Source organism: Flagellimonas sp. B-3 (assembly GCF_056857835.1).
The window spans coordinates 809696-834219 of sequence record NZ_JBSXNW010000024.1 but is presented as its reverse complement, the minus strand read 5'-3'; the positions used below and the strand labels follow the sequence as shown (position 1 = coordinate 834219).

25 protein-coding genes are annotated in these 24524 nt (G+C 40.7%); 11 read left to right on the top strand and 14 right to left on the bottom strand.

All coding sequences use genetic code 11. The features are described from left to right. Positions 1–10 precede the first annotated feature (10 nt). The 9 genes from AC13CS_RS16300 to AC13CS_RS16260 form a co-directional block, all read right to left on the bottom strand. Positions 11–739 (bottom strand): GLPGLI family protein, encoded by a 729-nt coding sequence (locus tag AC13CS_RS16300; RefSeq protein ID WP_293165919.1) that lies wholly within the window; start codon positions 737–739, stop codon positions 11–13. Between the two features lie 74 nt (positions 740–813). Further along, positions 814–1035 (bottom strand): hypothetical protein, encoded by a 222-nt coding sequence (locus AC13CS_RS16295; protein ID WP_293165921.1) that lies wholly within the window; start codon positions 1033–1035, stop codon positions 814–816. Positions 1036–1209: 174 nt separating this feature from the next. Further along, a complete protein-coding gene (locus AC13CS_RS16290; protein ID WP_293165923.1) occupies positions 1210–3888 on the bottom strand; it encodes a carboxypeptidase-like regulatory domain-containing protein in 2679 nt (892 codons plus the stop codon). Positions 3889–3960: 72 nt separating this feature from the next. Continuing rightward, positions 3961–4665: a GLPGLI family protein gene (locus tag AC13CS_RS16285; protein ID WP_293165925.1), complete on the bottom strand. Its 705-nt coding sequence runs from the start codon at positions 4663–4665 to the stop codon at positions 3961–3963. A gap of 14 nt (positions 4666–4679) precedes the next feature. After that, positions 4680–5414 carry a GLPGLI family protein gene (locus AC13CS_RS16280; RefSeq protein ID WP_293165927.1) on the bottom strand — a complete coding sequence of 245 codons (735 nt, stop codon included), beginning with the start codon at positions 5412–5414 and terminating at the stop codon, positions 4680–4682. 518 nt (positions 5415–5932) lie between these two features. Next, positions 5933–6640 carry a GLPGLI family protein gene (locus AC13CS_RS16275; protein ID WP_293165929.1) on the bottom strand — a complete coding sequence of 236 codons (708 nt, stop codon included), beginning with the start codon at positions 6638–6640 and terminating at the stop codon, positions 5933–5935. A 72-nt stretch (positions 6641–6712) separates the two neighbouring features. Continuing rightward, positions 6713–8380 carry a glycerol-3-phosphate dehydrogenase/oxidase gene (locus AC13CS_RS16270; protein ID WP_293165931.1) on the bottom strand — a complete coding sequence of 556 codons (1668 nt, stop codon included), beginning with the start codon at positions 8378–8380 and terminating at the stop codon, positions 6713–6715. Between the two features lie 4 nt (positions 8381–8384). After that, positions 8385–8693: an antibiotic biosynthesis monooxygenase family protein gene (locus AC13CS_RS16265; RefSeq protein ID WP_014032487.1), complete on the bottom strand. Its 309-nt coding sequence runs from the start codon at positions 8691–8693 to the stop codon at positions 8385–8387. Further along, positions 8694–9050, bottom strand: coding sequence for a hypothetical protein (locus AC13CS_RS16260; protein WP_293165934.1), 357 nt, complete (start codon positions 9048–9050; stop codon positions 8694–8696). A 59-nt stretch (positions 9051–9109) separates the two neighbouring features. Here AC13CS_RS16260 and AC13CS_RS16255 point away from each other — a divergent pair, with 59 nt between their 5' ends. The 6 genes from AC13CS_RS16255 to AC13CS_RS16230 all read left to right on the top strand — a co-directional run bounded on the left by AC13CS_RS16255 (position 9110) and on the right by AC13CS_RS16230 (position 13904). Then, on the top strand, positions 9110–9640 hold the full coding sequence (locus AC13CS_RS16255) for a CvpA family protein (RefSeq protein ID WP_293165936.1): 531 nt from the start codon (positions 9110–9112) through the stop codon (positions 9638–9640). A gap of 187 nt (positions 9641–9827) precedes the next feature. Continuing rightward, complete coding sequence (locus AC13CS_RS16250; protein ID WP_293165938.1) at positions 9828–10340, top strand: CAP domain-containing protein; 513 nt, start codon at positions 9828–9830, stop codon at positions 10338–10340. Between the two features lie 105 nt (positions 10341–10445). Then, a complete protein-coding gene (locus AC13CS_RS16245; protein WP_293165940.1) occupies positions 10446–10988 on the top strand; it encodes a 3-hydroxyanthranilate 3,4-dioxygenase in 543 nt (180 codons plus the stop codon). Then, on the top strand, positions 10985–11359 hold the full coding sequence (locus AC13CS_RS16240) for a DUF1304 domain-containing protein (protein ID WP_293165942.1): 375 nt from the start codon (positions 10985–10987) through the stop codon (positions 11357–11359). Before AC13CS_RS16245 ends, AC13CS_RS16240 begins: the two co-directional genes overlap by 4 nt. Positions 11360–11429: 70 nt before the next feature. After that, positions 11430–12983 (top strand): L-piperidine-6-carboxylate dehydrogenase, encoded by a 1554-nt coding sequence (amaB, locus tag AC13CS_RS16235; protein ID WP_293165944.1) that lies wholly within the window; start codon positions 11430–11432, stop codon positions 12981–12983. 363 nt (positions 12984–13346) lie between these two features. Then, positions 13347–13904 (top strand): hypothetical protein, encoded by a 558-nt coding sequence (locus tag AC13CS_RS16230; protein ID WP_293165946.1) that lies wholly within the window; start codon positions 13347–13349, stop codon positions 13902–13904. A 27-nt stretch (positions 13905–13931) separates the two neighbouring features. Here AC13CS_RS16230 and AC13CS_RS16225 read toward each other — a convergent pair whose 3' ends face one another. Next, positions 13932–14927, bottom strand: coding sequence for an acyl-ACP desaturase (locus AC13CS_RS16225; RefSeq protein WP_293165948.1), 996 nt, complete (start codon positions 14925–14927; stop codon positions 13932–13934). Between the two features lie 47 nt (positions 14928–14974). Further along, positions 14975–15700: a metallophosphoesterase gene (locus tag AC13CS_RS16220; protein WP_293165950.1), complete on the bottom strand. Its 726-nt coding sequence runs from the start codon at positions 15698–15700 to the stop codon at positions 14975–14977. A gap of 151 nt (positions 15701–15851) precedes the next feature. On the opposite strand from AC13CS_RS16220, the gene AC13CS_RS16215 reads away from it, so the two are divergent. Next, a complete protein-coding gene (locus tag AC13CS_RS16215) occupies positions 15852–16796 on the top strand; it encodes a carbohydrate kinase family protein (protein WP_293165952.1) in 945 nt (314 codons plus the stop codon). A gap of 13 nt (positions 16797–16809) precedes the next feature. Here AC13CS_RS16215 and AC13CS_RS16210 read toward each other — a convergent pair whose 3' ends face one another. The 3 genes from AC13CS_RS16210 to AC13CS_RS16200 form a co-directional block, all read right to left on the bottom strand. After that, complete coding sequence (locus AC13CS_RS16210; protein ID WP_293165954.1) at positions 16810–17946, bottom strand: ATP-binding protein; 1137 nt, start codon at positions 17944–17946, stop codon at positions 16810–16812. Between the two features lie 177 nt (positions 17947–18123). Then, positions 18124–18882 carry an SDR family NAD(P)-dependent oxidoreductase gene (locus AC13CS_RS16205; protein ID WP_293165956.1) on the bottom strand — a complete coding sequence of 253 codons (759 nt, stop codon included), beginning with the start codon at positions 18880–18882 and terminating at the stop codon, positions 18124–18126. 9 nt (positions 18883–18891) lie between these two features. Then, positions 18892–19764, bottom strand: a complete 873-nt coding sequence (locus tag AC13CS_RS16200) for an aldo/keto reductase (RefSeq protein WP_293165958.1) — start codon at positions 19762–19764, stop codon at positions 18892–18894. A 159-nt stretch (positions 19765–19923) separates the two neighbouring features. Here AC13CS_RS16200 and AC13CS_RS16195 point away from each other — a divergent pair, with 159 nt between their 5' ends. The 4 genes from AC13CS_RS16195 to AC13CS_RS16180 all read left to right on the top strand — a co-directional run bounded on the left by AC13CS_RS16195 (position 19924) and on the right by AC13CS_RS16180 (position 24521). Continuing rightward, the gene (locus AC13CS_RS16195; protein WP_293165960.1) at positions 19924–20925 is read left to right on the top strand and encodes an AAA family ATPase; all 1002 of its coding nucleotides are present in this window, start codon (positions 19924–19926) and stop codon (positions 20923–20925) included. Positions 20926–20994: 69 nt separating this feature from the next. Further along, positions 20995–21861: a DUF58 domain-containing protein gene (locus AC13CS_RS16190; protein WP_482888872.1), complete on the top strand. Its 867-nt coding sequence runs from the start codon at positions 20995–20997 to the stop codon at positions 21859–21861. After that, entirely contained in the window at positions 21861–23522 is a 1662-nt protein-coding gene (locus AC13CS_RS16185) for a hypothetical protein (RefSeq protein WP_482888871.1), read from the top strand. The genes AC13CS_RS16190 and AC13CS_RS16185 overlap by 1 nt, the downstream gene beginning before the upstream one ends. Next, the gene (locus tag AC13CS_RS16180) at positions 23523–24521 is read left to right on the top strand and encodes a vWA domain-containing protein (RefSeq protein WP_482888870.1); all 999 of its coding nucleotides are present in this window, start codon (positions 23523–23525) and stop codon (positions 24519–24521) included. Positions 24522–24524 lie beyond the last annotated feature (3 nt).

Sequence of the window (24524 nt, the reverse complement as noted above, 5' to 3'; positions counted from 1 at the left end):
ACAAAATTTTCTACCATCTGTTTTTGGGTGAGAAAAAACCTGTATTGATACCTTTTGTTCTATCATCATACTCCTCTTGGGTGAAAATCTTCCCTTTGAAAGGTTTAATTTCAATGTTCTTCTGTATAGTTTTAATTTCCACTGCTTGAAAAGTAAAATGGGTATCCTTAAGCTCCAAAATAAGCCCAGGAAGACTATTGAATTCTTTAGGTCCAAATTGACCAGGTATTTGGGGGCAATACCATGCAACAATATCAAAATCAAATGTTCCTTTTGAGTTTGTTATCATTTTATTCTTTACTGCCTTGAACGTTTTATATTTTCCAATGAATTTAAATTCATCAGTCAACTCCCAATCTTGGGAATCGATTGGATATTTTATCAGAACTTTTTCTCCATATGCATCTGTTTGCCTATAAACCATATTTTCTTTTAAGTCCGTATAATAACGACCGTTAGCCACAATGTTTTCTGCCCAAGACTGGCCTATTGGCGTAATGTCATTTTCTAATGTAGTTGCTATTTCAAAAACCGATTTTTTTTCTGTAAAAGATAAAATAAAAGTGACTCCCTCCCCCTGTTTATGAATTTTATCGAAAAAGTCATCTCTATCCTCAGTAAAATCAGATTTATTTTCGATAAACTTATAAGTTACTTTTCCTGACCTTATTTGATTTTGAGCATTTACACTCAAAATGACTATGGTAAATAAAGTCAAACAAAAAAGACATTGCTTCATACAACCAATATTTTAAATTGGGTGAGAAAACTTAAACTCAGTTTCTCACCCAATTATAATTATTTACATTTTAATTACATGTTAACATCCCCCATTGAATATCCCTCACAGAGGGCATAACTTACATTCATATACCATGTAGATGCCTCGTCACTTAGACCCGCTGCGTGTGCTTGCTGACCAACCATCAGGGCTTGGTCCATGCAATCTTTGGCCTCCGCTTTTGAGAAATTTGCATTCAAATTAATGGTAAATAACATAATTGCTATTACCATAATGAAACTAATTTTCTTCATTTTAAAAAATTAATGGATTAATACTAGTTTTCTCTTACCATTAATTTTGCGCAAAAATGTAAGATTGGTGTCAAGCTATGTAAAAATTATCTTTCAAAACTCCCAAAATCAACAGATGCTACTTTTGGATTGACGGAAAAGGGTTTTGAGTTGACGAATTGGCAATTATGACGATTACAGCTTATATGAAACTTTAAACATCACAATCCTCGGCATAATGGCAGTAGATTGGTCACTGATCAAAAAATCGGAAAAGGAGTTTTGTCTTTTAAACCTCACATCAAAAAGGTTGTTTACCGAAATTTCAAATCCCCAGGGGCTATCTTCTTTTTGATAAAAAAGTGATGCATTGGCCACATCAAATACATTGGTCAGGTTTTGTCCTTCGTTGTTGTATTCAGTTCGTTCATAATCTCCTTTCAAATGAAAATCATTGAAAAACACATAATCCAGATTTGCGAAAACACTGGAGTTGGTAAAGGTGTTTTTACTCGTTGAGGTGGTATAAACCGATGGCTTGTGCGTGTAACCCAGCTCCAAATTGGGCCATTTATCGAAAAGGGTCTCTACCTTCCCGGTAGCAGAAATGGAGCGGGACAGGTTTTTGGAAACATTGTCGTTCACCAATTGGAAAAATTCGTTATAGTTTCCTCTACTTTCTACGCTTAGTTTAATCTTGTTAATCCTCTTTCCAAATCTAAAATTGGCATTCAACGAATTTTCGGGCTGGTTGAACATCGTATAGGTCACAAATTGATTTATCCCATCCAACACCGTGTTGTTTTTTACACTCTGTGTCCTTTTGGTGTAGGTCAACCCTGCATTTAAATTCAAACCTCGAAACAGACTGAACTTATAATAGCTCAAGGAATAGGAATGGTTTCTTCCGTTTTGCAAATCGGGTGTGCCCAAACCCACCGAATTGAAGGACCTCAACATAAAATTGGTCCCTAATTGGTCAATCGTCGGGAATTGCATTCGTTGTCTGTATCGGAATCGTATTTTTTCGCTACTGTTGAACTCCGCCTCTGCGTTAAAAGCAGGCAACAGAACTTGAGTGGTGTTATTTATCGACAGCCCTTCTTGCTCATTGTCCCAGATGTAATTGTGATAAAACAGTCCTGATTTCACGGTGAAAATCCCTGCCAAGAATTTATATTCCAGTCCCAAAAATGTATCATTGAACCAATAATCAATATCGTTTCCAAAGCCATTATCTGAAAAATCATTTACGCTTCCATTGGTGAGTTGTTGTATTTCCCCACTCGTGAAATCATCGAACCGTAAATTGGTGCCGAAGGTGGTGTAGATGTGGTTAAAATTGTTGAGCACCCAATAGTCTTTCAATACCAAATCAAAAGATGCGGTCTGCGTTTCCTTCTGCTGAAAAACTTGATAGGAATCGTCTTCTTCCAAAGGAATCAACCCTTGCAGAAAAACTTGATCGGTTTCCCAAGTATTCTCCGGAGTGTTGTTTTGAAATACCAGGGAAGCTTCCAAGCTAAGCGTCTGCGCTCTTGAAAAACGCTTGCTGTATTCCACATTCTGTTTTAGCTCCAGTGCCAAAACATCGTGCAAGGTGTTGAAGAAAGTATTTTGATCGTCACTCTGAGTCAAAATGATACCGTCGCCCTTGTTTTTGGTGAGTTTTGCAAACGAATTTAGCGTTACATTCTCCTCCCGGTTGGGTTCGTGTTCCACCGTCGCCTTCCCGATCAAAAAGAAATTGTCAAAATCATTAAGTTCTGTTCTGTCCTCATTTAGCAATCCATTGGAGTTGTTGTATGTGTTCAAGGTGTTGAATTCCGTTTGTGTATTGCTGCTGTTTGCTATTACATAACTGTTGATGTCCGTTTTGGAAGAAACCTTCTGTCTTAGATTGAAAGCCCCAAACCGATTGGTGTTGGCCCTGAAATCGGTGTTGTTCAAAAATTGCGAGAAATCGTCCCTGCTCAACGAAAAGTAGCCTCCAATATCGTCCAGAAGCTTGCCAAACCCTCCATTGAATTCTAAATAATCGGAAAAGGAAAAACTTTTGACTCCTATGTTGTTCAAGTCCCCAATAAAATTGATATTGGTCTTAGGACTGTAATAAAACAGATTGGGATGCAGCAAATATCGATCTTTAACACCGCTTCCTACTTCCATATCGCCAAAAGCGAACTTCTTTTTGTCTTCTTTAAGTTTGATGTTGAGGGCCAGCTCATCGGAATCTTGTAGTCCTTTGAGAAATCCGATTTTGTTGTAGTTGTCCAACACTTGAACCTGATCTACTGCATCGGCCGGGATGTTATTGACAGCGAGTTTGCTATTGCCCGTAAAAAAGGTCTTATCCTCAACCAGTACCTTGGTCACTTTTTTGCCCTGAGCGGTTACATTGCCTTCTCGGTCCACTTCCAATCCCGGTAATTTTTTGAGCACTTCGCGCAGTTTGCGCTCCTCGCCCGTAACAAAGGCATCGGTTTGGTAGGTTATGGTGTCCTCCTTTACTGTTATGGGAATTTTGTATTCCAGCACTACCTCATCCAGATCATTGGTTTTGGGCACCATCATTACATCTTTGGTGGCATTTTGGGCTGCGGTATGGTCAAAAGAAAGTTTTTGGTAGCCGAGATAACTGACCTCAATGGAATAGGCCACCTCTTTTTTTAAGCGCAGGGTATACCCACCCTTATCGTTGGTGATGGCAAATTGGGTACGCTCATCGGCATTTTTGGGGAAGGCCAAAATATTGGCATTGACCATTGGTGTTGTGGTGGAACTATCCGTAATAATCCCACTTAGGACTACATTTTGTCCAAATAAATTTGTGATACCAAAAAAAAGAATGCCTATTTTAAGAAGGCATTTCACTGAAACCGAATCTTTAACTTTGAGCAATCTGTATAGTTCTTATTTACATTAATTAAAAGCCGTCTTTCTCTACTATCGTTTAAATTTTTCCCGTAATTTTTCAAACTCTTCTTGAGTTATTATGACTCCTTTTTTAGGTTTAACTATTTTATAATCGGATTGGTTCAATGAAATTTCTGTAGCACTGTATGTGCGCTTATCATCAGTCAATTCCAAAATTAATCCTGGTAGACCAAAAAAACCAGATGGCCCATACGAATATGGAATTTCTGGACAGTACCATGCGATTACATTTTTTTTAAAACTTCCTGCATCGTTTTCAATTGTGTAGTATGTAGTCGCCATATAACATTTATATTTCCCAATCATTTTTGAGCTATTGGATAGTTCCCAATTAGGCCTGTTAATTGGAATAAGAAAAGTTTCTCCGTAAGCCACTTCTTGCTTTAGAAACTCTTCAGTTTCTAAGTTGAGATAGAACTTTTTCATACCCCCCAGCATTACTTTGGCAATCTTGGTTTGAAAATCATTTGCCCCCATCCTACCCTTCATTTCAAAAAAAGCCTTTCCCTTATTAAAAAGTAATTCAAAATCCATTGGATTATTTTTAATAGCTTTATTTATAGCGTCAAATTGTTTATCCTCTTTGCTTGCACTATTTTCTAATTGAAGTTTTGAGGTTGCTTTATAAATGATTTTACCGGTTTGTGCTGTTGTAGAAAGCACCATTGCAAAAAAGAAGAATATGTTTAAGTGTAAAATGGTTTTCTTTTTCATGGCTTTCTCAGTTTTTACCACCCTCTATCCAACTGCGCTTTAATCTTATCACCTTCTTTTTTGTATTCCTCCTCCGTCATGGTTTCGATATTGGTTGGCCAATCTATTTTTATATCTTTTTTGGAGTTCAGCTCAATCTCGCTAGCGGTGTAGGTAGCTATGGGCAATTTTAGTTCCAAAATAAGGCCAGGCAAGTTACCAACGTAATCTGCTGGGCCAAAAGAAACAGGAATTTCCGGTGCATACCATGCTATAGTATCTTCATTTAACCCAGTGTTGGATTTATCAAGAATGGCTTTATAACACAAGAACTTTCCGATTTTTTTCTGTTCCTTGGTCAATGTCCAATCTTGTTTTTCTACTTCTGAACCTACATTGTATTTCCTATCTTCATAATAGGTCTGCAATATTTGTTCGCTGTTAGTTAAGTTCGTAAAATAAGTTCCCTTAGAAGTAAGATACTTAACAAACTCGTCTAGTTCTTTATAATCCGAAATACTAAGTCCTTTTTGGTGTTGAAAAATACTTTTTGCATTTTTAAAGAATAATTCAAGTCGAATATTCTTGGCAGCGTCAGCGGTCATTCTATACATCCGCTTCAATTCGGGTGATGCTTTTCCGTCTTTTACACCATCTTTATAAAAACCCTCCATGCTTACTTTATAAAGGATTTTTCCGTTTGTGATTTGGGCAAAGATTGTATTGACCCCAAATAAAGTCAGAAAAACATACAGACAATATTTTTTCATAAACAGTTTTTCAAGAAGTATGCCTGAAGCTTTTCAGGCATACTTACAATCAATTATTATTTTAATTTTATTGTGAATACGATTCACATAAAATCATTGCCGAAGTAAATGCGCTTCCTGCTGCGAACCCATCGCCAGTTGATTCATAGACTACATCAGCCCACTCCATTGCAAAACTCTCGCAATCCACCGGCATTTCAGGTGTTGCCGCATTCAAACTGCTAGAGGTAAAACCAATAGCAAAAAACAATACTTGCTAAAAAATCACTTTTTTCATTTTAAAAAATTAATGGTTAATGTTCAATTTCCCTTACTTGTTTTTGCGCAAAAATTTGTAAGACTTAGCGTGAAGCTATGTAAAGTTTATCTTTCAATGGCTATTAAATTGAATTGAATTGAGGGATGTCCCTTTTGAGTTGACAGATGGTGGTTTTCAATTGATAGATGACAATAGGCATACTAAAAGTAGATGCCAAAAAGCATCCCTTAATTAGGTGAAATTGTCCAATGATTGTTTATTAACCCCGTTTTTTAATTTCTGCCATATTGGTTTCCAGCATCTCGAAATACTTTTCAAAAGTCATTTCTTTTGAGCCTTTTGGGAGCTTGATATCCACATCTTTTTCTTCTATTTCTTTTAGTTTGAAAACGACCTTACCTCGATACATTTCGAGTATAAGACCGGGGAGGCCATTATAACCCAAAGGGCCAAAGGAATAGGGCAGTTTTGGTGCGAACCACGCTTCAATTTCTTCCAGATAACTGCCCAACTTTCTTGTTGTGGTGGCCTTTAGCACTTTGAACTCACCAATGTATTTTGACTCGTTGGTAATCTCCCACTGTACTTTTTCATCTAAAGTTAAAACCGTAGAAGGATTAGAGTTTAGCAATGCAATTCTTTTAATGGAGTCATCCTTTTTTGTGTGCCAAACTTCGTTTCCAGAGCAGAATCCTGATGCCAATTCATACTGCATCGGGTTTATATCATCTCTGACCAATTGTTTGGATTGTTTAAAAATGGACTCATTACCATCAATCAATAATTGAAACTCGAAATCAGACATGACCTCGGCTGCCATACTTGCCATGGTTCTCGTCTGTTCATGCTGCATTTCACTCAAATCAAAGTTTGATTCGACATCATATGTGATTTTAAGTGATTCTTGACCAAAAACAGTCCCAACGATAGAGAAGAAAAACAATGTTACCGTAAAATTTTTCATCATAACTATTTCGTTAGTTGAAAGCTAGCTATTAAAGAGGGTACCTTCGATTGAATATCAATTTTTTTAAAACTTTTACTCCCGCTCCAACGAAAAATCGGAATGCTCTTTCAGTTGTGCCTCCAATTCCTTGGAAAAGACTTCCATTTCTGCTGCTGAGTAGTTGTACGCTTTCTGGAATTCCTCGAACACAGGCTCCTGAAATTTTCGAACGCTGTCTATATCAAAATACAGTCGGCCTGTTCTTCTAATAAAAAAGTCCAAGGGATTTAAAGCCATTTCGTGGGCGATGGCAAATTGAGCTTCGGCCCTGATCATCCGTACTTTGGGTTCATCACCCTTTATTTTCGCATATCGTTCTAAAATGGATTCGGTTTGTTTACCATAAGTGGTCACTAGATACCATCCTTCATATTTCGAAAAACCATCCGCTTGCAGTTGCTCTTGTACCTTGCCAATGTACTTTTTTACGTGCTTATACTTTTTAAAGTCGTTTCCACAAAGTGGAATCTTGTCCGTGGTGCATGGCTTCAGTTCCATATCGTGGTCTTCTTCCATTTTTTTGGCGATACGGTTTACCGCACGCTCGGCCATTTTTCGGTATCCGGTGAGCTTGCCCCCAGCAATACTCACCAAACCGGTATCGGAAGTGAAAATTTCATCTTTTCGTGATAGTTCGGACGCCGATTTTCCTTCTTCGTGAATCAGAGGACGCAATCCTGCCCATGAGGAAATGATATCGTCCAACTCCAATTCAATATCGGGGAACATATTGTTCACCGCGGAAACCAAGTATATGGCATCGGCAATATCGGTGGTCACATGGTCCTTGTCCAAATTATAGTTGGTGTCGGTGGTACCAATGTAGGTGACCTTACCGCGTGGAATGGCGAACATCATCCTGCCATCAGGGATATCAAAATATACGGATTGTTTTACAGGGAGTTTCTCCTTTGGAAACACCAAGTGCACACCCTTGGTCAAATGCAATCGCTTCCCTTTTTTGGACTGGTTCACGCTCCGGAGTTCATCTACCCACGGCCCAGCGGCATTGATTACATATTTTGATGAAATGCTATATTCACCTCCAAAAACCTCGTCCGTAAATTTTACCCCTGCTACTTTTTCATCCTCGTAAATAAAATCGGTTACCTTGGCATAATTGAATAGCTGTGCGCCAAATTGAAGACTGGTTTTTAGGTTTTCCAAGGTAAGTCTAGCGTCATCGGTACGGTACTCGGCATAATATCCTGCTCCGTTCAAAATCTTCTTGGGCAAAAGGGGCTCTAGCTTCATGGCTTCCTTCTTCTCCAGCATTTGCCTTTTATCATCCCCTGAAACTTGTGCCAAAATATCGTAAACCTTCAAGCCGATGGACGTCAACCATTTTCCGTAGGAACCACCTTCAATGAGTGGGAGCAACATCTTTTCGGGAAGTACCAAATGTGGTGCCAATTTATGTACGATGGCCCTTTCGGAACCTACTTCTTTCACCAACCAAAAATCGAACTGCTTTAAATAACGTAGCCCACCGTGAATAAGTTTTGTGGATTTACTGCTGGTGCCCGAGGCAAAATCCCCTTTTTCGAGCAAAAGCACTTTCATGCCGCGAGAAGATGCGTCCAAAGCAATGCCAGCTCCCGTGATTCCCCCTCCAATTACCACAAGGTCGTAAGTATCCTTGGTAATCTTTTGCAGGTTGTTCTTTCTATCTACGTTTGAAAAAGCAATGTTCTCGCTCATGAGTCTATTTATTGAATTCGTATTCGCGTTCCACCCTGCAAATCCTAACTTTATACCAAGAATACCATGTTTTTATCCCATTCTTCTGCGCCTGCTTATGGTCCATATTGGCTTTCCAGTCGGCAATGGCCTCCAAACTTTCCCAATAGCTCACCGTAATGCCCAATCCGTCCCTGGCACTTTCAATATCCAAAAACCCCGGTTGTTTTCGAGCCAGGGTTTCCATTTCTTCCGCCATTTTTGCGTAACCTTGGTCCCCTTCTGTCCTCAGGCTGGTGAAAATTACGGCATAGTACGGTTTTTTAAGCTCCATTTATGTGATGTATTCTTTTTCCAAGAAATAATTGACTACGGCTTCTTTCATTAAAACAGCCTGTTCCCCGGCCTTGAGCGGTGGCAATTGCTCTTTAATTTTATAATGTGGCCATCCATCATCATCGAAAAAATCAAAATCGTAATAGCCATAGGGTTCCAATAATCTACAAATGGCTATATGCATTAGGTTGACTTTTTCGTCCTTTTTAAATTTGCGATGAAAATTGCCCAGTTCCTGTACGCCCACCAAATAGACAATTCCATCCAACTCCAAGGGGTCGCCATCAGAAAATTGCGCGGACAATTTTTCCACCAAAAATTCCCACCGTTCTCTTAATTGTTCGTCTCTAGACATGTTTTTGCAATGAATAACAAAGGTACAAATCAATATTCTATATTTGTTAAAACCCGTGTATGAGCTTTTTGGATATTATCATCGGAATTCTTTTGGTCTGGGGCCTATACAAAGGCTTAAAAAATGGCCTTTTTGTAGAATTGGCCTCCTTGATTGCCCTGATTGCGGGAATATACGGCGCCATCCATTTTTCGTACATAACAGGCGATTACCTCGCCGAACGGTTTGACTGGAGTGACCAGTACCTGAAAATTGCTGCATTTCTGATTACTTTTTTCGTCATCATTATTGTAGTGAACTTGGCGGGAAAATTCCTGACCAAGATTGCCGATTTTGCCATGCTGGGCCTTTTAAACAAGATTGCCGGTGGTATTTTTGGTGCCCTTAAAGTTGCTGTAATCCTTGGGGCATTTCTTATTTTCTTCGAAAAGCTTTCCTCTCCCCTCGGATTCATTAATGAGGAAACCAAAGAAGAGTCCATTTTCTACGAGCCCATCAAGGAAATAGGTGCCTTGGTTTTTTCCTATGTTTTTGATGATGAAGAAAACAATCCTTCAAACCAAATCGAGGTAAAGGAAGAGGTTATATAAACGGTACACTTTTGCCGATAAAGGGACCCGGGCTTCATCAAAAAAACACTATTGAATGCAGCTTCCTGTATTTCAACGTAATAATCTGTCCTAACATGGAAATTTCATGGAAAAGGGAGGCGTCTCCTTTAGTTTAGCAACGAGAACACTAGGGAATTTAGAACACTCCCTGAAAATACCCCGAAAAATGAAAAAATTTTCTAGCGCAACGCTGGTACTGGTCTTTTTATTGTTGCTTGTCAGTTGCAGCGACTCTTCATCAGAAGAGTTTGAACAAATGTACTCTGAAACCAATCTTGAAAACCAAAAGGTTACTGTTGATCCCAACAAGATGGAAAAAGAATTATTGGGCCTAATCAACGAACATCGAACATCGATAGGGTTAAGTTCCTTGGCAGATAGTGCGCCAGCTTACAAATATGCAGAGGAACACAACGATTATATGATTTCCAAAAACAGCCTAAGTCACGATAATTTTGAGGCACGGGCCACGAAAATCGCCGATGAAACCAATGCGCTAAAAGTATCTGAAAATGTAGCGAGATTTTATACCACTGCCGAAAAAACATTAAAGGCATGGGTAGAAAGCGACTCGCATAGAAAAGCTATGGAAGGAGATTTTAGCCATACAACCTTAAGTGTTCAATTGGATAAAGATGGCAGACCATACTACACACAAATTTTTATCAAAGTGGAGTAGCCAACCAAAAATATATAAGAAAGAGACCCGCCGATCAGCGGGTCTTTTTTGTTAATTGCTATGTTGCCAGCAAGGTTTTTTTTACCTTTCGTAAAATCTTTGAACATGGCAATACAGGAACCTTTCAACCTTAATAAATGGATTGAGGAAAACCGAGAAACCCTAAAACCCCCGGTCGGGAACAAAAACCTTTACAAAGCGTCTGGCGATTATATTGTGATGATTGTTGCAGGACCAAACGCCAGAAAAGATTACCATTACAACGAAACCGAAGAGCTTTTTTATCAGCTTGAAGGCCATATAGAAGTGCACATTCAGGAAGATGGCCAGAAAAAAACCATGAAACTGGGGCCGGGCGATATGTACCTTCATCCTGCCAAAGTGCCCCATTCACCTGCCCGCCAAGAAAATTCCATTGGCTTGGTTGTGGAACGCAAACGTGCAGATCTCGATGCTGAAGATGGCCTACTATGGTTTTGTGACAACTGTAATCACAAATTGTACGAGGTCTATTTTAAACTGAATGATATTGAAAAGGATTTCTTAGGACATTTTAAGCACTTCTATGGTTCGCAAGAATTGCGTACCTGTGATAAATGCGGAACCGTTATGCCCGTTGATGAACGTTTTGTAGCCAAAGAAGAATGATTCTCCTTTTAGCAAAAATCATTATCGGAATTGTGGCTTTGCTCCACATCTATTTTCTGTGGTTGGAAATGTTTGCTTGGACGACAAAAGCAAAAAAGGTATTCCGTACTTTTCCCGAAGAACTGTTTGAACCCACAAAAACATTGGCAGCCAACCAAGGTCTTTACAATGGTTTTTTGGCTGCAGGGCTTATTTGGTCATTGATTGTTCAAGATGCAGTATGGCAAGTTTATGTGGCCATGTTCTTTTTGGGGTGTGTGGCAGTTGCCGGTATTTATGGAGCTGCAACAGCATCAAAAAAAATATTTATGGTACAAGCACTTCCTGCCTTGGTGGGAATTCTTCTTCTTTTGATCCATCAATTCCTCTAAACCGTTTATCCTCTTCTATATTATTTGTAATATTGTAATAATATAACAATACATCGCTAAAAAGTTATAAATGTCAAAAATAGCAACTGATTTTGGAATTGAAGAAGCCTTAAAGGAACTTGGCTTAAACAAAATAAATAATGGTACTTCCACAGGAAAAGATTGGTTTTCCGAGGGAGATATCATCGAATCCTATTCACCCGTAGATGGTGCGCTTATTGGAAAAGTGAAAACCACTACCAAAGAGGACTATGAAAAAGTAATCACTACAGCCCAAAAGGGGTTTAAAACTTGGAGAACCATGCCAGCCCCTCAACGTGGTGAAGTGGTTCGCAAATTTAACGACGAGCTTCGCCGTTTAAAAGAACCTTTGGGCAAATTGGTATCTTATGAAATGGGGAAAAGCTACCAAGAAGGTTTGGGCGAGGTACAGGAAATGATAGATATCTGTGACTTTGCCGTAGGCCTGTCCCGTCAATTGCACGGACTCACCATGCACAGCGAACGTCCCGGACACCGCATGTACGAACAATACCATCCACTTGGTGTTGTGGGGATTATTTCTGCCTTCAATTTCCCCGTGGCCGTTTGGTCCTGGAACACGGCTTTGGCTTGGGTTTGTGGTGATGCCTGTATTTGGAAAGGCTCAGAAAAAACCCCGATGACCTCCGTAGCTTGCCAAAACATTGCGGCTCGTGTGTTTACCGAAAACGGAGTGCCAGAAGGTATTTCCTGTTTGATTACCGGCGATTATAAGGTAGGTGAATTTATGACCAAAGACGAACGTGTTCCATTGATTTCGGCCACAGGTTCCATCCGTATGGGAAAAATAGTTGCAAAAGCAGTAGCCGAACGTCTTGGAAAATCTTTATTGGAGCTTGGTGGTAACAACGCCATTATCGTAACCCCCGACGCCAACATAAAAAACACCGTAATAGGTGCTGTATTTGGTGCAGTGGGTACGTGCGGACAACGTTGCACCTCTACACGTAGATTGATTGTCCATGAAGATGTGTACGACAAGGTAAAAAATGCCATTGTAGATGCCTACAAACAAATACGCATCGGAAATCCCTTGGATGAAAACAACCACGTTGGACCGCTAATAGATAAGGATGCTGTAAAAAATTATTTGAATGCCCTTGAAAAAGTTAAGGAAGAGGGCGGAAACATTTTGGTAGAAGGTGGCGTGCTCGAAGGCGAGGGCTACGAAAGCGGTTGCTACGTAAAGCCCGCTATTGCCGAAGCCAAAAACCACTTCGATATTGTACAGCACGAAACCTTTGGTCCCGTTTTATATATTTTGAAATATAAAGGTGACCTACAAAATGCTTTGGACATGCAAAATGGTGTTAGGCAGGGACTATCCTCTGCAATTATGACCAACAATCTGCGGGAGGCGGAACGTTTCCTCTCAGTAGAAGGATCGGATTGTGGTATTGCCAATGTTAATATCGGTACTTCCGGAGCTGAAATCGGTGGAGCCTTTGGTGGCGAAAAAGAAACCGGTGGTGGCAGGGAAAGTGGTTCGGATGCTTGGAAGATCTATATGAGAAGACAGACCAACACCATTAATTATACCACCGAATTACCGTTGGCACAAGGCATTAAGTTTGACCTATAAAAATAAAAAGCCGCCCATTTAGTGTCTAACCTAAATGGGCAGTCTTTAAAACCAACTTAACTAACTCAAACTTAACTTTAAAACCCTATTTCAATGCCGGATCTTCGTCGGGAGAAACAGGGTTCTTCACTTAATATTGATTTTCAAATTTCTAAATATTTTATCAAGAAATTAAAAGGTATCTTATAAGTGGTCATAAAAAATGTATAATCGGTAATTTTAGTTTTGTTTTTGGCCTTGGATTTTTCCTACAAAAGCCCCCTATTTTCAGAAATCCCTCAATTTTAGGTGGTTTAATTTAGAATTTTAAGATTTTTTTAATATTTTAAATGAGCAGTTTCTACTGTTTATTTTGTGTGAAATATGGATTGGATAAGTTCTACAATTTGGTATTGGATTGTTTTGGCCATAACGGGAATCATTTCTGGGGTTCTTGGTTATTTTTTTGGAAAATCCAGCACACCCTCAGCAGCCGAAAATTCAGTTCAACTCAATATCCTTGAAATTGAAAACGCCAAGTTAAAATCCGATCTGGAAACTTGCAGAAAAAGACTGGGTATATCCAAAACAAGGCAACTAAACCTTGAACGGGATAAAAATCTTCCAAAAAAAGACGCTTTCTTCTTTGATGCAAATAGGGCAAAGACAGCTTTTGGGGAAAAAATCAAAGAAAATGATTTAAAGCTTGTTGAGGGCATAGGCCCAAAAATTGAAGCCCTTTTTCACAATTTTGACATCAAAACATGGAAAGATTTGGCCGAAACTTCAGTGGACAAATGCCAAGAGGTGTTGGATTCCGGCGGTAAGCGCTATCGCATCCACGACCCCGCCTCATGGCCCATGCAGGCAAAAATGGCTTACGAGGGCCATTGGGAACAGTTGTTCGAGTGGCAGGAAAAACACCGTGCCGGCAAATATTAATGCCATCGGACAGACTTAACTTGATTCCTACAACATTCCGTTAGCCTCTACCCATTTAAAAGTATGCTGCTCTTGGGAAAATTTCATACGTTCGGATATACGTTGTAGCCTTTCGGGGAGTTTCATCAGATAATCCCTGGCCTTTTCTGCCTGATCAGAAAGTCCGCGAAGGTTTCCTATATCCCAGTAATCGTTCAATTTTTTCAAAATATCAATATAGTCTTGTGAGGTATACACCCCCAACCGTTGGGCACAATTGGAAAACTGTTCGAATGCCTCTCCTATACTTCCGCCCGATTCCCTAAGAAAATGGGCCGGCATCACAATTTTTTTCTTCATCATATCTGCAAAGGCCAAGACCATTCCATCGGGGTCCTGCCCCATAATTGTCTTTACAAATTCGCGATATGCCAAATGGTGCCTCATTTCATCACCTGCAATTATGGTGCACATTTTTGCGAGCAGTACATTACCTTTCTTTCTAGCCATTTTTCCCACTCTTTTGTGCGAAATATTGGTGGCCAACTCTTGGAAAGTGGTGTATACAAAATTCTTGTAGGGATCCCTGTCCGTTCCAATATCAAACCCATCAGAAATCAAATGTTGGGTAGTTATCTCAATTTCACGCATGTTTACACGGCCAGAGAGGTACAAATATTTGTTCAAAACATCTCCATGGCGATTTTCCTCAGCTGTCCATGCACGCACCCATTTGCTCCATCCATTGTCCTTGCCATTGTGCTGATCAATGCCTTCCACATCCATCAACCAGGATTCATACGTGGGGAGTGCTTCTTCTGTAATGGTATCGGCCACAAGGGTTACCCAAAAATCGTATCCCAATTCCTTGGCCTCACCACGAAGCTGCTCCACCTCATCAAAAAACTTATCGCTTTGGGAGTCTGGCAAAAAATCGGTGGGTTGCCATATTTTTTCTGTTGGAATAAGAAATTCATCAATAAACCCTTCAACTTTGGGTTCAATCGCCTGCATTACTTCCAATCTTACATTCTTTATCGACATAGTACGGGGTTTTTTACAAAGTTCTATATAAAATAATGAAAACTACGCTAATTTCTTCCTCTTTCGCCGGGATAAAATGTGTGTACGGGATCACTTTGCCAATATTCCTTGGTTTCCACATCCAACATGGTCAATCCGCCCATAAAAGCGGCCCCTGTATCCACGTTCCAAACATTGGCTTTGTTCTGTGGTTCTACAAACCCGTTTTTGGACAAAGGGGTGTGGCCTATGTAGATTTCTTTGTAGTGGGTCAAGCGTTTTGGAAACTTGGGACTTGTAGGTTCCAAATCAGGGTCAAGTGCGGTTACCAGTTCCCATAATGTCCTGTCCCAGTAAAAAGATTGTTCAAAATATTCGTAATCTACTCCCTTAAGGTTTGTGTAGCCGGCATGCAAATACAACCGGTTGTCATCTGCGAGATAATAATTTTGCAATTCGTTATAAAACTTCAAATGTAATTCCCATATATCCCTATCTGCATTCAAATAAGAATCTCTGGTTGCAATGCCGCCGTGTGCCAACCATTGCGGGTTTTCTTTTTGATCTACCAACCAAGCCCTACAGAGTTCATCGTGATTTCCACGAATAAAAGTGCAGTTATATTCACTTTTGAGCTGTATCAAAAAATTTACGGTTTCCACTGCCGTGCTCCACCCATCTACATAATCGCCCAAAAATATGATATGATCTTTGGAGGTGACATTGGCCTTGCCCATTAATTGCTCCAACGCCCGCACCCCTGAATGGATGTCGCCCACAACAAGTGTTCGCATAGAAAAGTTTTTGACAAAATTACGCACAAATGCTTGGCCTATGAAAAATCACGGTGGCTTTATCAAGCATTTAACCTATATTTCAAATTAACCTAACTGTTTTTTGGACATGGTATAATTTTCTATGTACCTTAGAATATTCCGAAACAATATGAAAAAAGTATACTGCATTGGTGAAGTGTTGATTGATTTTGTTGCCGAACGGCAAGGAAGCGACCTTTCCAAAGCAAACGAGTTTACCAAAAAAGCAGGGGGAGCTCCTGCCAATGTGGCCTGTGCCATATCCAAGTTGGGAGGAAACGGAATTTTTATTGGTTGCGTAGGGGACGATCCGTTTGGGAAATTTTTATTGGAAACCCTGAAAGAGGTTGGCGTTGACGTTTCGTTGGCCCAATTATCGGATACTTTCACCACGCTGGCCTTTGTATCGCTTTCGGAAGATGGAGAACGCGATTTTGTTTTTAGCAGGGGCGCCGATAAGGAATTGAAGTATAATCCCGACCTAAGAAAGAACCTTCCCGGAAATATTCTTCACTTGGGGGCCGCGACCGCTCTTTTGGGCGGACCTTTGGAAAAAACATACAGCAAATATCTTTTTGATGGCCTTACCAAAGAAATGTTTATCTGTTTTGACCCAAATTTTAGAAGCGACCTTTGGAAAGATGACCAAGAAACCTTCATAAAAAAGTGCATGCCCTTTGTGGAAAAATCACATTTGTGCAAGTTTAGCCAAGAAGAAGCACAGCTTATTTCAGGTAAAGAAGATTTACATGAAGCCTGTGATGTTTTGCACAAGGCCGGAACGAAAATAATTACCGTTACCTTGGGGAAAGACGGTACCTTACTGAGCATGAACGGCACCAAAAAAGTAATTCCGAGTATAAAGGTAGCTCCCTTGGACACTACTGGTGCCGGCGACGCTTTTATAGGGTGTTTATTGTATCAAATTTCCGATTTGGGCAATTTTGGGCCTGTTTTCGAAGATTTTTCGTTAGTGGAAAACATGGTCGCCTTGGCGAACAAGGCCGGGGCCATTACCACTACTAATTATGGTGCCATTGTTGCTTTGCCCACAAAAGAGCAGCTCGAAAAATAAATCAACCAAGCGACTATGCGTACCTTACTTTCCTTAGAATTCGTTGGGATTCCTTTAAGGATTGGTAAATATTGCTGTCGTAAGTTTTTAACAACGCCCTTGAACTGTCCATTTTTTCCTTGGCCTCCTCAAAACCGTTCAGGTAACAAATAAGATACGTTGCTGGGAGGTGGGTCATATCCGTATGCTCCGAATCTGTTAACGGAATATGGTTTTCCAACTTTTTGAGCAATGCATTGTTGGCATTGTACACATGATACAGCGTTTTTTTATCAAATTGAGGTGGTTCAAATATTAATTTACTGTTGATGGTGTACTTGCCATTGTCCGAAAATGTGATGACCACTTCTTCCAAAGGATAATATTTTTGTTGAGAGCCCAAGCCCAATTGCACATACTCCAAGGTTTTGAAGTGGTCGTCATCATAATCAATAGTGATTTCGTCCAAAGCGGAATAAAACAGTTTTACCTGTTCGTTGATGAGTTCAATATCCACTCTGGAATAGTAGATCTTGCCTTTCACTTTCTTCTTGTTTCCCGCCCAACAGACCACAAATTGTTCTTTAAAGACTTTGTAATCGCTTGTAAGGTCGGGATGCCTGGTATTGAAGAATTTTATGACCGCATCCAGTGTCAATTCTATGTTATTCCGCGCGTGCTGTTCAATCGTCGCCACCTTATCGGAGTTGATGTCCTTTAGCTCAATATCAAAAGCTTTGGGCAAGCTGATGCTGCCTTCCCTAAAAAAGACCGCTCCCCCGTAATACTTCCAAATATTTTTGCGAAGGGCACAAACTTTTCCGTTGGACCTAATTGTTACGAGACCAACCACCTTGCCTTCGGGCAAATGGGGAAAGGGAATATTTTCATAGGAAATTAGAGGCGGATTGTCCAAATAGGCATTGACGAGGTTCTGAATTTTGCTGTCATCAAAAAAATCAACGCCAACAATGGTATTGTCCTCATCCTCCACCCCGATCACAATAAAGGAGTTGTTTTTTGGGTTGCTGTTGGCCAAGGCACAGACATGTTTTAAAAATTTGGCCTTGCCCTCCTTTTCCCCAATGGATATAAAACGCTTTTTATCGTAAAAACTATTCTCGTCGTTGTGGGCCAAAAGATTTTTTACGAGTAGGCGTTTATTGATCATATTTTAAGGTTTCGAGATTTTATAAACCAAAGGAAAATTCGTCATTTCGAGTGGTTTTTTGAACCTAAGTTCAAAAAAATGTATCGAGAATAGAATTTTTAATCGTACAAACCTTGTTCTCGATACTTTTTCCTTCAGAAAAAACTCGAACTGACGGTTTTGACCTTTAAACATCAACTATGAACCATTTTTGTTGACAATCGTACTGCTGGCCTGTGCAGTAGGCATTACCACAAGGTCGGCAATGTTCACATGGTAGGGTCGAGTTACCACAAACAGGATAATATCCGCGATATCCTCTGGTTTTAACGGTTGAAAGCCTTTGTATACATTGGATGCTCTTTCGGAATCCCCCTTAAAGCGAACATCGCTGAACTCAGTTTCCACCAATCCAGGGTTTACGGCCCCTACGCGAATTCCGTAAGCATTCAAATCTATCCGCATACCTTGGTTAATGGCATCCACGGCATGTTTACTGGCACAGTACACATTTCCGTTGGGATATACTTCCTTGCCCGCCGTGGAACCAATGTTGATGATATGCCCAGATTTGCGTTCCACCATTTGAGGAATAACAGCTTTGGACATATACAGCAACCCCTTTACATTAATGTCCAACATGGCATCCCAATCATCTGGGTTGCCCTTGTCAATGGGGTCCAATCCATGGGCATTGCCCGCATTGTTGACCAAAATGTCTATCTCAGAAAATTCCTTGGGTAAACTTTCTATGGCAGAGAACACAGCTTCTCTATTTCTAACATCAAAATTTAAGGTAAAGATTGCTGTGTCTCTTCCCAATTCATTTTTAAGCCCTTCCAAACGTTCCTGTCTTCTTCCACAAAGAATTAAATTAAATCCTTGCTTTGCAAAAAGCTCTGCCGTTGCTTTGCCTATTCCACTTGTAGCTCCTGTTATTAATGCTGTTTTTCCCATTTCCAATTTTTACGGAACATCGTGTCCTTGGCTCGCTACCAAAAGGGCAAACCAATCTTGAAGTTCCAATTCTATATCTATGGCTTCTGCGGCCATTTCCATTCTTTTTTTGTTTGTGGTTCCAATGACCGGATGCACTTTTGCAGGATGTTTTAAAATCCAGGCCAAGAGCAACTGGCTCTCATCAGCATCATACTTGTCCATCAAAGGCCCCATGGCCTCTTTAATGCGATCTGCTTGCTCATCATCTTCCCTAAAAAGTGTTCCCAACGGGCTCCATGCCATGGCCAATCTTTTGTTGGCAATGCAATCATCAAAAGTTCCATCGTACATAGGATTGTGATGCGTCAAAGAAAATTCGACCTGGTTTCCTTCAACGGGTATGGCTGTTTCCAACATGGCCACTTGAGAGGTTGTAAAATTGGATACCCCAAACTGTTTTATTTTTCCACTTTGCAATAACTGCCGGGCAGCTTCCGCCATCTCTTCGGTTTCCATCAACGGACTTGGCCTGTGCATTAAAAAAAAGTCCAAATAATCCGTTTTCAACTTTTTTAAAGACGCTTCCGCAGACCAAATAATATAATCCTTGTCATACTGGTAATGATTGATTCGGTTATTCCTGCCACGGGTCATTTGAATACCACATTTGGTGATCAGTTGAATATCCTCCCTTTTAATTCCACTATTCCCAAATGCCTGTCCAAAATCGGCCTCGGTGGAATAGCTTCCATAAATATCGGCATGGTCAAAAGTGGTTAAGCCACAAGCAATGCTGTGATGCATTAATTCGATCATTTCCTTTTTGGAAAGTTTTTTCCCCCAACTTCCCCATGTCATCGCTCCCGATATAATGCGGGAAAAATTCGTTGTCCGTTCCATAAGTGCTGAATGTATAAAATTAAAGCCTTAAATCCTTCATAAAACTAGGGGTTTAGCGTTTTTTTTAACCATTAATTAACAGCTAGGTTTTAAATAAATTTTCATTTTGCACACCTTAGCAAAAACCCCGACATTAACACCAAACAATAAAAGTATATAATGGAAGAAAACACTACTATTGATATTAGTGCTGTGAATGAAAAAATTGCCCAGGAAAGCGCTTTTATTGACCTTTTAAGGGTTGAAATGAACAAGGCCATTGTGGGGCAGACCCACATGGTGGAGCGCTTACTGATAGGTCTACTGGGAAAAGGCCACATTCTGCTCGAAGGTGTTCCCGGACTGGCAAAGACATTGGCCATCAACACTTTGGCCAAAGCGGTGAAAGGAAGCTTTAGCAGAATACAGTTTACACCCGATCTTTTGCCCGCTGATGTTATTGGTACATTGATATACAATATAAAAGAGAACGATTTCTCCATTAAAAAAGGACCCATCTTTGCCAACTTTGTTTTGGCAGATGAGATCAACAGGGCTCCCGCAAAAGTACAGTCGGCGCTTTTGGAAGCCATGCAGGAAAAACAGGTGACCATCGGGGACGAAACATTTGTGCTGGACGCACCTTTTTTAGTAATGGCCACCCAAAACCCTGTAGAGCAAGAAGGTACTTACCCGCTTCCTGAAGCGCAGGTGGACCGTTTTATGTTGAAAACAGTAATCGACTATCCAAAGTTGAACGAGGAACAACTCATTATCCGTCAAAACCTAAAAGGTGCAACCGAGGCCGTTAACCCCGTAGTTTCCTTGGAGCAAATTCTAAGAGCCCAAGAAGCTGTTGGCGAGGTTTATATGGACGAAAAAATTGAAAAATATATTCTCGACCTCATTTTCGCTACGCGTTACCCGGAAAAATACAACTTGGAAAGCTTGAAGCCGCTTATCAGTTTTGGTGCTTCTCCCAGAGGTAGCATCAACTTGGCGAAAGCGTCCAAATGCTACGCGTTCATCAAGCGAAGAGGTTATGTGGTTCCCGAAGATGTTAGGGCCGTGGTGCACGATGTACTGCGTCACCGAATCGGAATCACCTACGAGGCCGAGGCAGAAAATATTACTTCCGAAGAAATCATCAACAAGATTGTAAACGAGGTAGAGGTGCCTTAGCGGTTCAATGTTTATCGGAATAAGTAGCAATACTTTTAACCAACCCGAAAACCTATTTTTTTGAACCAAATGGATACAAAGGAACTACTAAAAAAAGTACGTAAAATTGAAATAAAGACCCGCCGTCTTTCCGACCATATTTTTGGTGGGGAATACCATTCTACGTTCAAAGGTCGGGGGATGACGTTCAGCGAAGTACGCCAGTATCAGTTTGGCGATGATGTACGAAGCATTGACTGGAATGTTACCGCACGCTATAATGAACCTTACGTAAAGGTTTTTGAAGAAGAGCGTGAACTCACCATGATGTTGATGGTAGATGTAAGCGGCTCGGAACTTTTTGGTACTTCCAACCAGTTCAAAAAAGAAATCATTACCGAAATCTCAGCTACGCTTGCCTTTTCTGCGCTTCAGAACAACGATAAGGTTGGTATGATTTTGTTTTCCGATGAAGTAGAGCTTTTTATCCCGCCCAAAAAAGGAAAAAGCCACGTACTCAGAATCATTAGGGAGTTATTGGAATTCCATCCAAAAAGCAGCGAAACCGATCTTGCAGAAGCTTTAAAGTTCCTTACCAACGTAATGAAGAAAAAAGCCATTGTTTTTGTGCTTTCGGATTTTATCGCCGACGACTACGACAATACACTTCGGATTGTAGGCAACAAACATGATGTTACAGGAATTAGAGTTTATGATGAGCGTGAAGAAACCATCCCAAATTTGGGAATGGTGCAAATGCAGGATGCCGAAACGGGCGAAATTCAATTGGTGAACACCCAATCCAAACAGGTTCGGTTGGCCTATGGACAACACTACAAAGACAAAGTGGCCTATTTCACCAATTCCTTTAACAAATCAGGCTGCGGGGTCATCAATTGCCGGGCAGACGAAAGCTACGTAAAAAAGCTATTGGGGTATTTTAAACGAAGAGGATAATGCAAATGAACGGTCTACATAAAATGAGAAGCAAAACAAGGCCCCAATCAGTTTGGGGGGCCATGTTGTTTCTATTGCTGATGTCCACGGTTGGTTTTTCGCAAACAGGACCCAAAGTCGATGCCGAAGTGGACACCTTGGCCATTAAAATTGGGGAACAGATTCAATACAAAATTACGGTTGAGACGGATTCTACCGATGTGGTTTTCTTTCCCGAAGGGCAAACTTTTTCCCCGCTGGAAACCGTAGAGGCCATTATGGCCGACACCCTCAAAAACGATGACAAAGTCATCCTTCAAAAAATATATTCCCTAACCCAGTTCGATAGTGGCGCCTACACGATTCCCCCGCAGCGAATCGCTATTAACGAGCAACCCTTTTTCACGGATTCCTTTCAAGTAAAGGTCGCCGATGTGGTAGTGGACACCACCAAACAAAAAATGTACGACATCAAACCCTTGATAGAGGTAGAAAGAAGTACCGCCGATATGTGGCTTACGGCACTTTGGATTCTTTTAGGGTTGATTGTGGTCGGGGGATTGGTCTATTGGTTCTTTCTAAGAAAGAAACCTTTGACCGAGGAAGAAAAAGTGGCCTTGCTCCCACCCTATGACCGAGCCCTTATGGAGCTTAAAAAGTTGGAGAACTCCAAATACCTTATTCAGGACGAATACAAGCAGTACTATTCGGAACTTACCGATATTGTGCGGTCCTATCTGGAAGAAGATGTGCACGTTACTGCCATGGAAAGCACCACGTCAGAACTCATCACCAAACTGGAAATGTTAAGGGATGCCGGAGAGCTTAAATTGGACGATGATACCATACAACAGTTTCAAAAAATATTACAAACGGCCGATTTGGTAAAGTTTGCCAAAAACAAACCAGCCACAACCGTTGCCGAACAAGATAGGAGATTGGTCGAAGAAATCGTGACCAAAACCCACGAAGGCCTTCCGGAACCAACCGAAGAAGATTTGTTGTTAGATGAAGAATATTTGGAAGAACTTGCCAGAAAAAAACAGCGCAAAAGAATTTACTGGGCCGCGGCCATTTTTGCAGGAATTATTGTTTTGGGCGGAATAGGGTCAACCATTTATTTTGGTACCAAAAAAGTAAGGGACACCGTTTTTGGTTACCCGACCAAGGACATGTTGGAGGGTGAATGGGTCGCCAGTACGTACGGTTTCCCTCCCATTCAAATAGAAACACCAGAAGTTTTGGTCCGTCAAGAATTGGAACTTCCCAAAGAAACCGAAGAGCTCATTAAAGAGCTTCAAGCATTTTCCTACGGTAGCTATGTGGGGATATTTTCGGTAAGCACAAGCTCCATCACATTCAAAGAACAAAAAGAGGAACCTCAATTTGATGCAGTAATCGGTTCCACCCTGACCAATTTTGAACAATTGGGACTAAAGAATATCATCACCAAACAAGAAGAATTTGTGACACAATCCGGTGTAAAGGGCATGAAAACCTATGGCACGGGAACTTTGGAACGACCCAATGGCGATTCCAAAAGGGCCAGGTACAATATTCTAACTTTTGGAGGTAAAGGTTTCATCCAACAGGTGGTGATCACTTGGGAAGAGGACGATGAGTATGCGCAACAGATCGTAGATCGAATTTTGAACAGTTTAGACGTAAAAACACAAGTGTAAATGTTTGAGAATATAGAATTTGCAAATCCTGAATTTTTCTGGCTGCTCCTTTTGCTGCCATTGGCTTTGCTATGGTATTTTTTCAAACGGAAAAATGAAATGGCCTCCCTGCGCATTTCCAGCATCAAAGGGTTCACGGTGAAGAGTTGGGCGTCCAAATTAAAACCTGTTTTGTTTGCCATTAGATTGTTGGCCTTGGCCGCTATCGTAACCGCATTGGCCAGACCTCAAACGGAGGATATTTCAACACGGACAAAAACAACAAAGGGTATCGATATTGTAATGGCCATTGATGTGTCTTCCAGTATGTTGGCCCGCGACCTAAAGCCGAACCGGTTGACCGCATTGAAAGAAGTAGCCGCCGATTTTATCGAAGGTCGCCCGAACGACCGTATCGGTTTGGTGAGCTATGCGGGCGAAAGCTATACCAAAACCCCTATTACCAGCGATAAAGCCATTGTTTTGAATGCCCTCGAAGAAATCACCTATGGCGTATTGGAAGATGGAACCGCAATCGGAATGGGCTTGGCCACATCGGTAAACCGACTAAAAGAAAGCAAGGCCATAAGTAAAGTTATCATTCTTTTAACGGACGGTGTCAATAATTCTGGCTTTATTGAACCTAGAACCGCAGCCGATCTAGCAGTCGAATTTGGAATCAAGACATACACCATTGGTCTCGGAACCAACGGAAATGCCTTGTCTCCCATCGGCTACAATAGGGATGGTTCCTATAGATACGGTATGCGACAAGTGGAGATTGATGAAGAATTGCTTAAAGAAATTGCAGAGGTAACAGGAGGAAAATATTTCCGTGCCACAGACAATGAATCTTTGGAGGAAATTTACGATGAGATCAACAAGTTGGAAAAAACAGAAATAGAGGAATTCAAGTATTACAAATACGAGGAAAAATTTAGGCCGCTGATTTTCTTGGCCGGAATTTTATTGTTGTTGGAATGGGGGTTGCGAAACTCCATCTTTAAAAGTTTTATTTAGCGA

Excerpts from the sequence above, each read along its gene's own strand:
- amaB (WP_293165944.1), top strand. The coding sequence starts at position 11,430 with ATGTCAAAAATAGCAACTGATTTTGGAATTGAAGAAGCCTTAAAGGAA.
- AC13CS_RS16245 (WP_293165940.1), top strand. The coding sequence starts at position 10,446 with ATGGCAATACAGGAACCTTTCAACCTTAATAAATGGATTGAGGAAAAC.
- AC13CS_RS16295 (WP_293165921.1), bottom strand. The coding sequence starts at position 1,035 with ATGAAGAAAATTAGTTTCATTATGGTAATAGCAATTATGTTATTTACC.
- AC13CS_RS16250 (WP_293165938.1), top strand. The coding sequence starts at position 9,828 with ATGAAAAAATTTTCTAGCGCAACGCTGGTACTGGTCTTTTTATTGTTG.
- AC13CS_RS16190 (WP_482888872.1), top strand. The coding sequence starts at position 20,995 with ATGGATACAAAGGAACTACTAAAAAAAGTACGTAAAATTGAAATAAAG.
- AC13CS_RS16210 (WP_293165954.1), bottom strand. The coding sequence starts at position 17,946 with ATGATCAATAAACGCCTACTCGTAAAAAATCTTTTGGCCCACAACGAC.
- AC13CS_RS16220 (WP_293165950.1), bottom strand. The coding sequence starts at position 15,700 with ATGCGAACACTTGTTGTGGGCGACATCCATTCAGGGGTGCGGGCGTTG.
- AC13CS_RS16180 (WP_482888870.1), top strand. The coding sequence starts at position 23,523 with ATGTTTGAGAATATAGAATTTGCAAATCCTGAATTTTTCTGGCTGCTC.
- AC13CS_RS16275 (WP_293165929.1), bottom strand. The coding sequence starts at position 6,640 with ATGATGAAAAATTTTACGGTAACATTGTTTTTCTTCTCTATCGTTGGG.
- AC13CS_RS16230 (WP_293165946.1), top strand. The coding sequence starts at position 13,347 with ATGGATTGGATAAGTTCTACAATTTGGTATTGGATTGTTTTGGCCATA.
- AC13CS_RS16270 (WP_293165931.1), bottom strand. The coding sequence starts at position 8,380 with ATGAGCGAGAACATTGCTTTTTCAAACGTAGATAGAAAGAACAACCTG.
- AC13CS_RS16215 (WP_293165952.1), top strand. The coding sequence starts at position 15,852 with ATGAAAAAAGTATACTGCATTGGTGAAGTGTTGATTGATTTTGTTGCC.
- AC13CS_RS16300 (WP_293165919.1), bottom strand. The coding sequence starts at position 739 with ATGAAGCAATGTCTTTTTTGTTTGACTTTATTTACCATAGTCATTTTG.
- AC13CS_RS16280 (WP_293165927.1), bottom strand. The coding sequence starts at position 5,414 with ATGAAAAAATATTGTCTGTATGTTTTTCTGACTTTATTTGGGGTCAAT.
- AC13CS_RS16185 (WP_482888871.1), top strand. The coding sequence starts at position 21,861 with ATGCAAATGAACGGTCTACATAAAATGAGAAGCAAAACAAGGCCCCAA.
- AC13CS_RS16225 (WP_293165948.1), bottom strand. The coding sequence starts at position 14,927 with ATGTCGATAAAGAATGTAAGATTGGAAGTAATGCAGGCGATTGAACCC.
- AC13CS_RS16240 (WP_293165942.1), top strand. The coding sequence starts at position 10,985 with ATGATTCTCCTTTTAGCAAAAATCATTATCGGAATTGTGGCTTTGCTC.
- AC13CS_RS16285 (WP_293165925.1), bottom strand. The coding sequence starts at position 4,665 with ATGAAAAAGAAAACCATTTTACACTTAAACATATTCTTCTTTTTTGCA.
- AC13CS_RS16200 (WP_293165958.1), bottom strand. The coding sequence starts at position 19,764 with ATGGAACGGACAACGAATTTTTCCCGCATTATATCGGGAGCGATGACA.
- AC13CS_RS16205 (WP_293165956.1), bottom strand. The coding sequence starts at position 18,882 with ATGGGAAAAACAGCATTAATAACAGGAGCTACAAGTGGAATAGGCAAA.
- AC13CS_RS16255 (WP_293165936.1), top strand. The coding sequence starts at position 9,110 with ATGAGCTTTTTGGATATTATCATCGGAATTCTTTTGGTCTGGGGCCTA.
- AC13CS_RS16260 (WP_293165934.1), bottom strand. The coding sequence starts at position 9,050 with ATGTCTAGAGACGAACAATTAAGAGAACGGTGGGAATTTTTGGTGGAA.
- AC13CS_RS16265 (WP_014032487.1), bottom strand. The coding sequence starts at position 8,693 with ATGGAGCTTAAAAAACCGTACTATGCCGTAATTTTCACCAGCCTGAGG.
- AC13CS_RS16195 (WP_293165960.1), top strand. The coding sequence starts at position 19,924 with ATGGAAGAAAACACTACTATTGATATTAGTGCTGTGAATGAAAAAATT.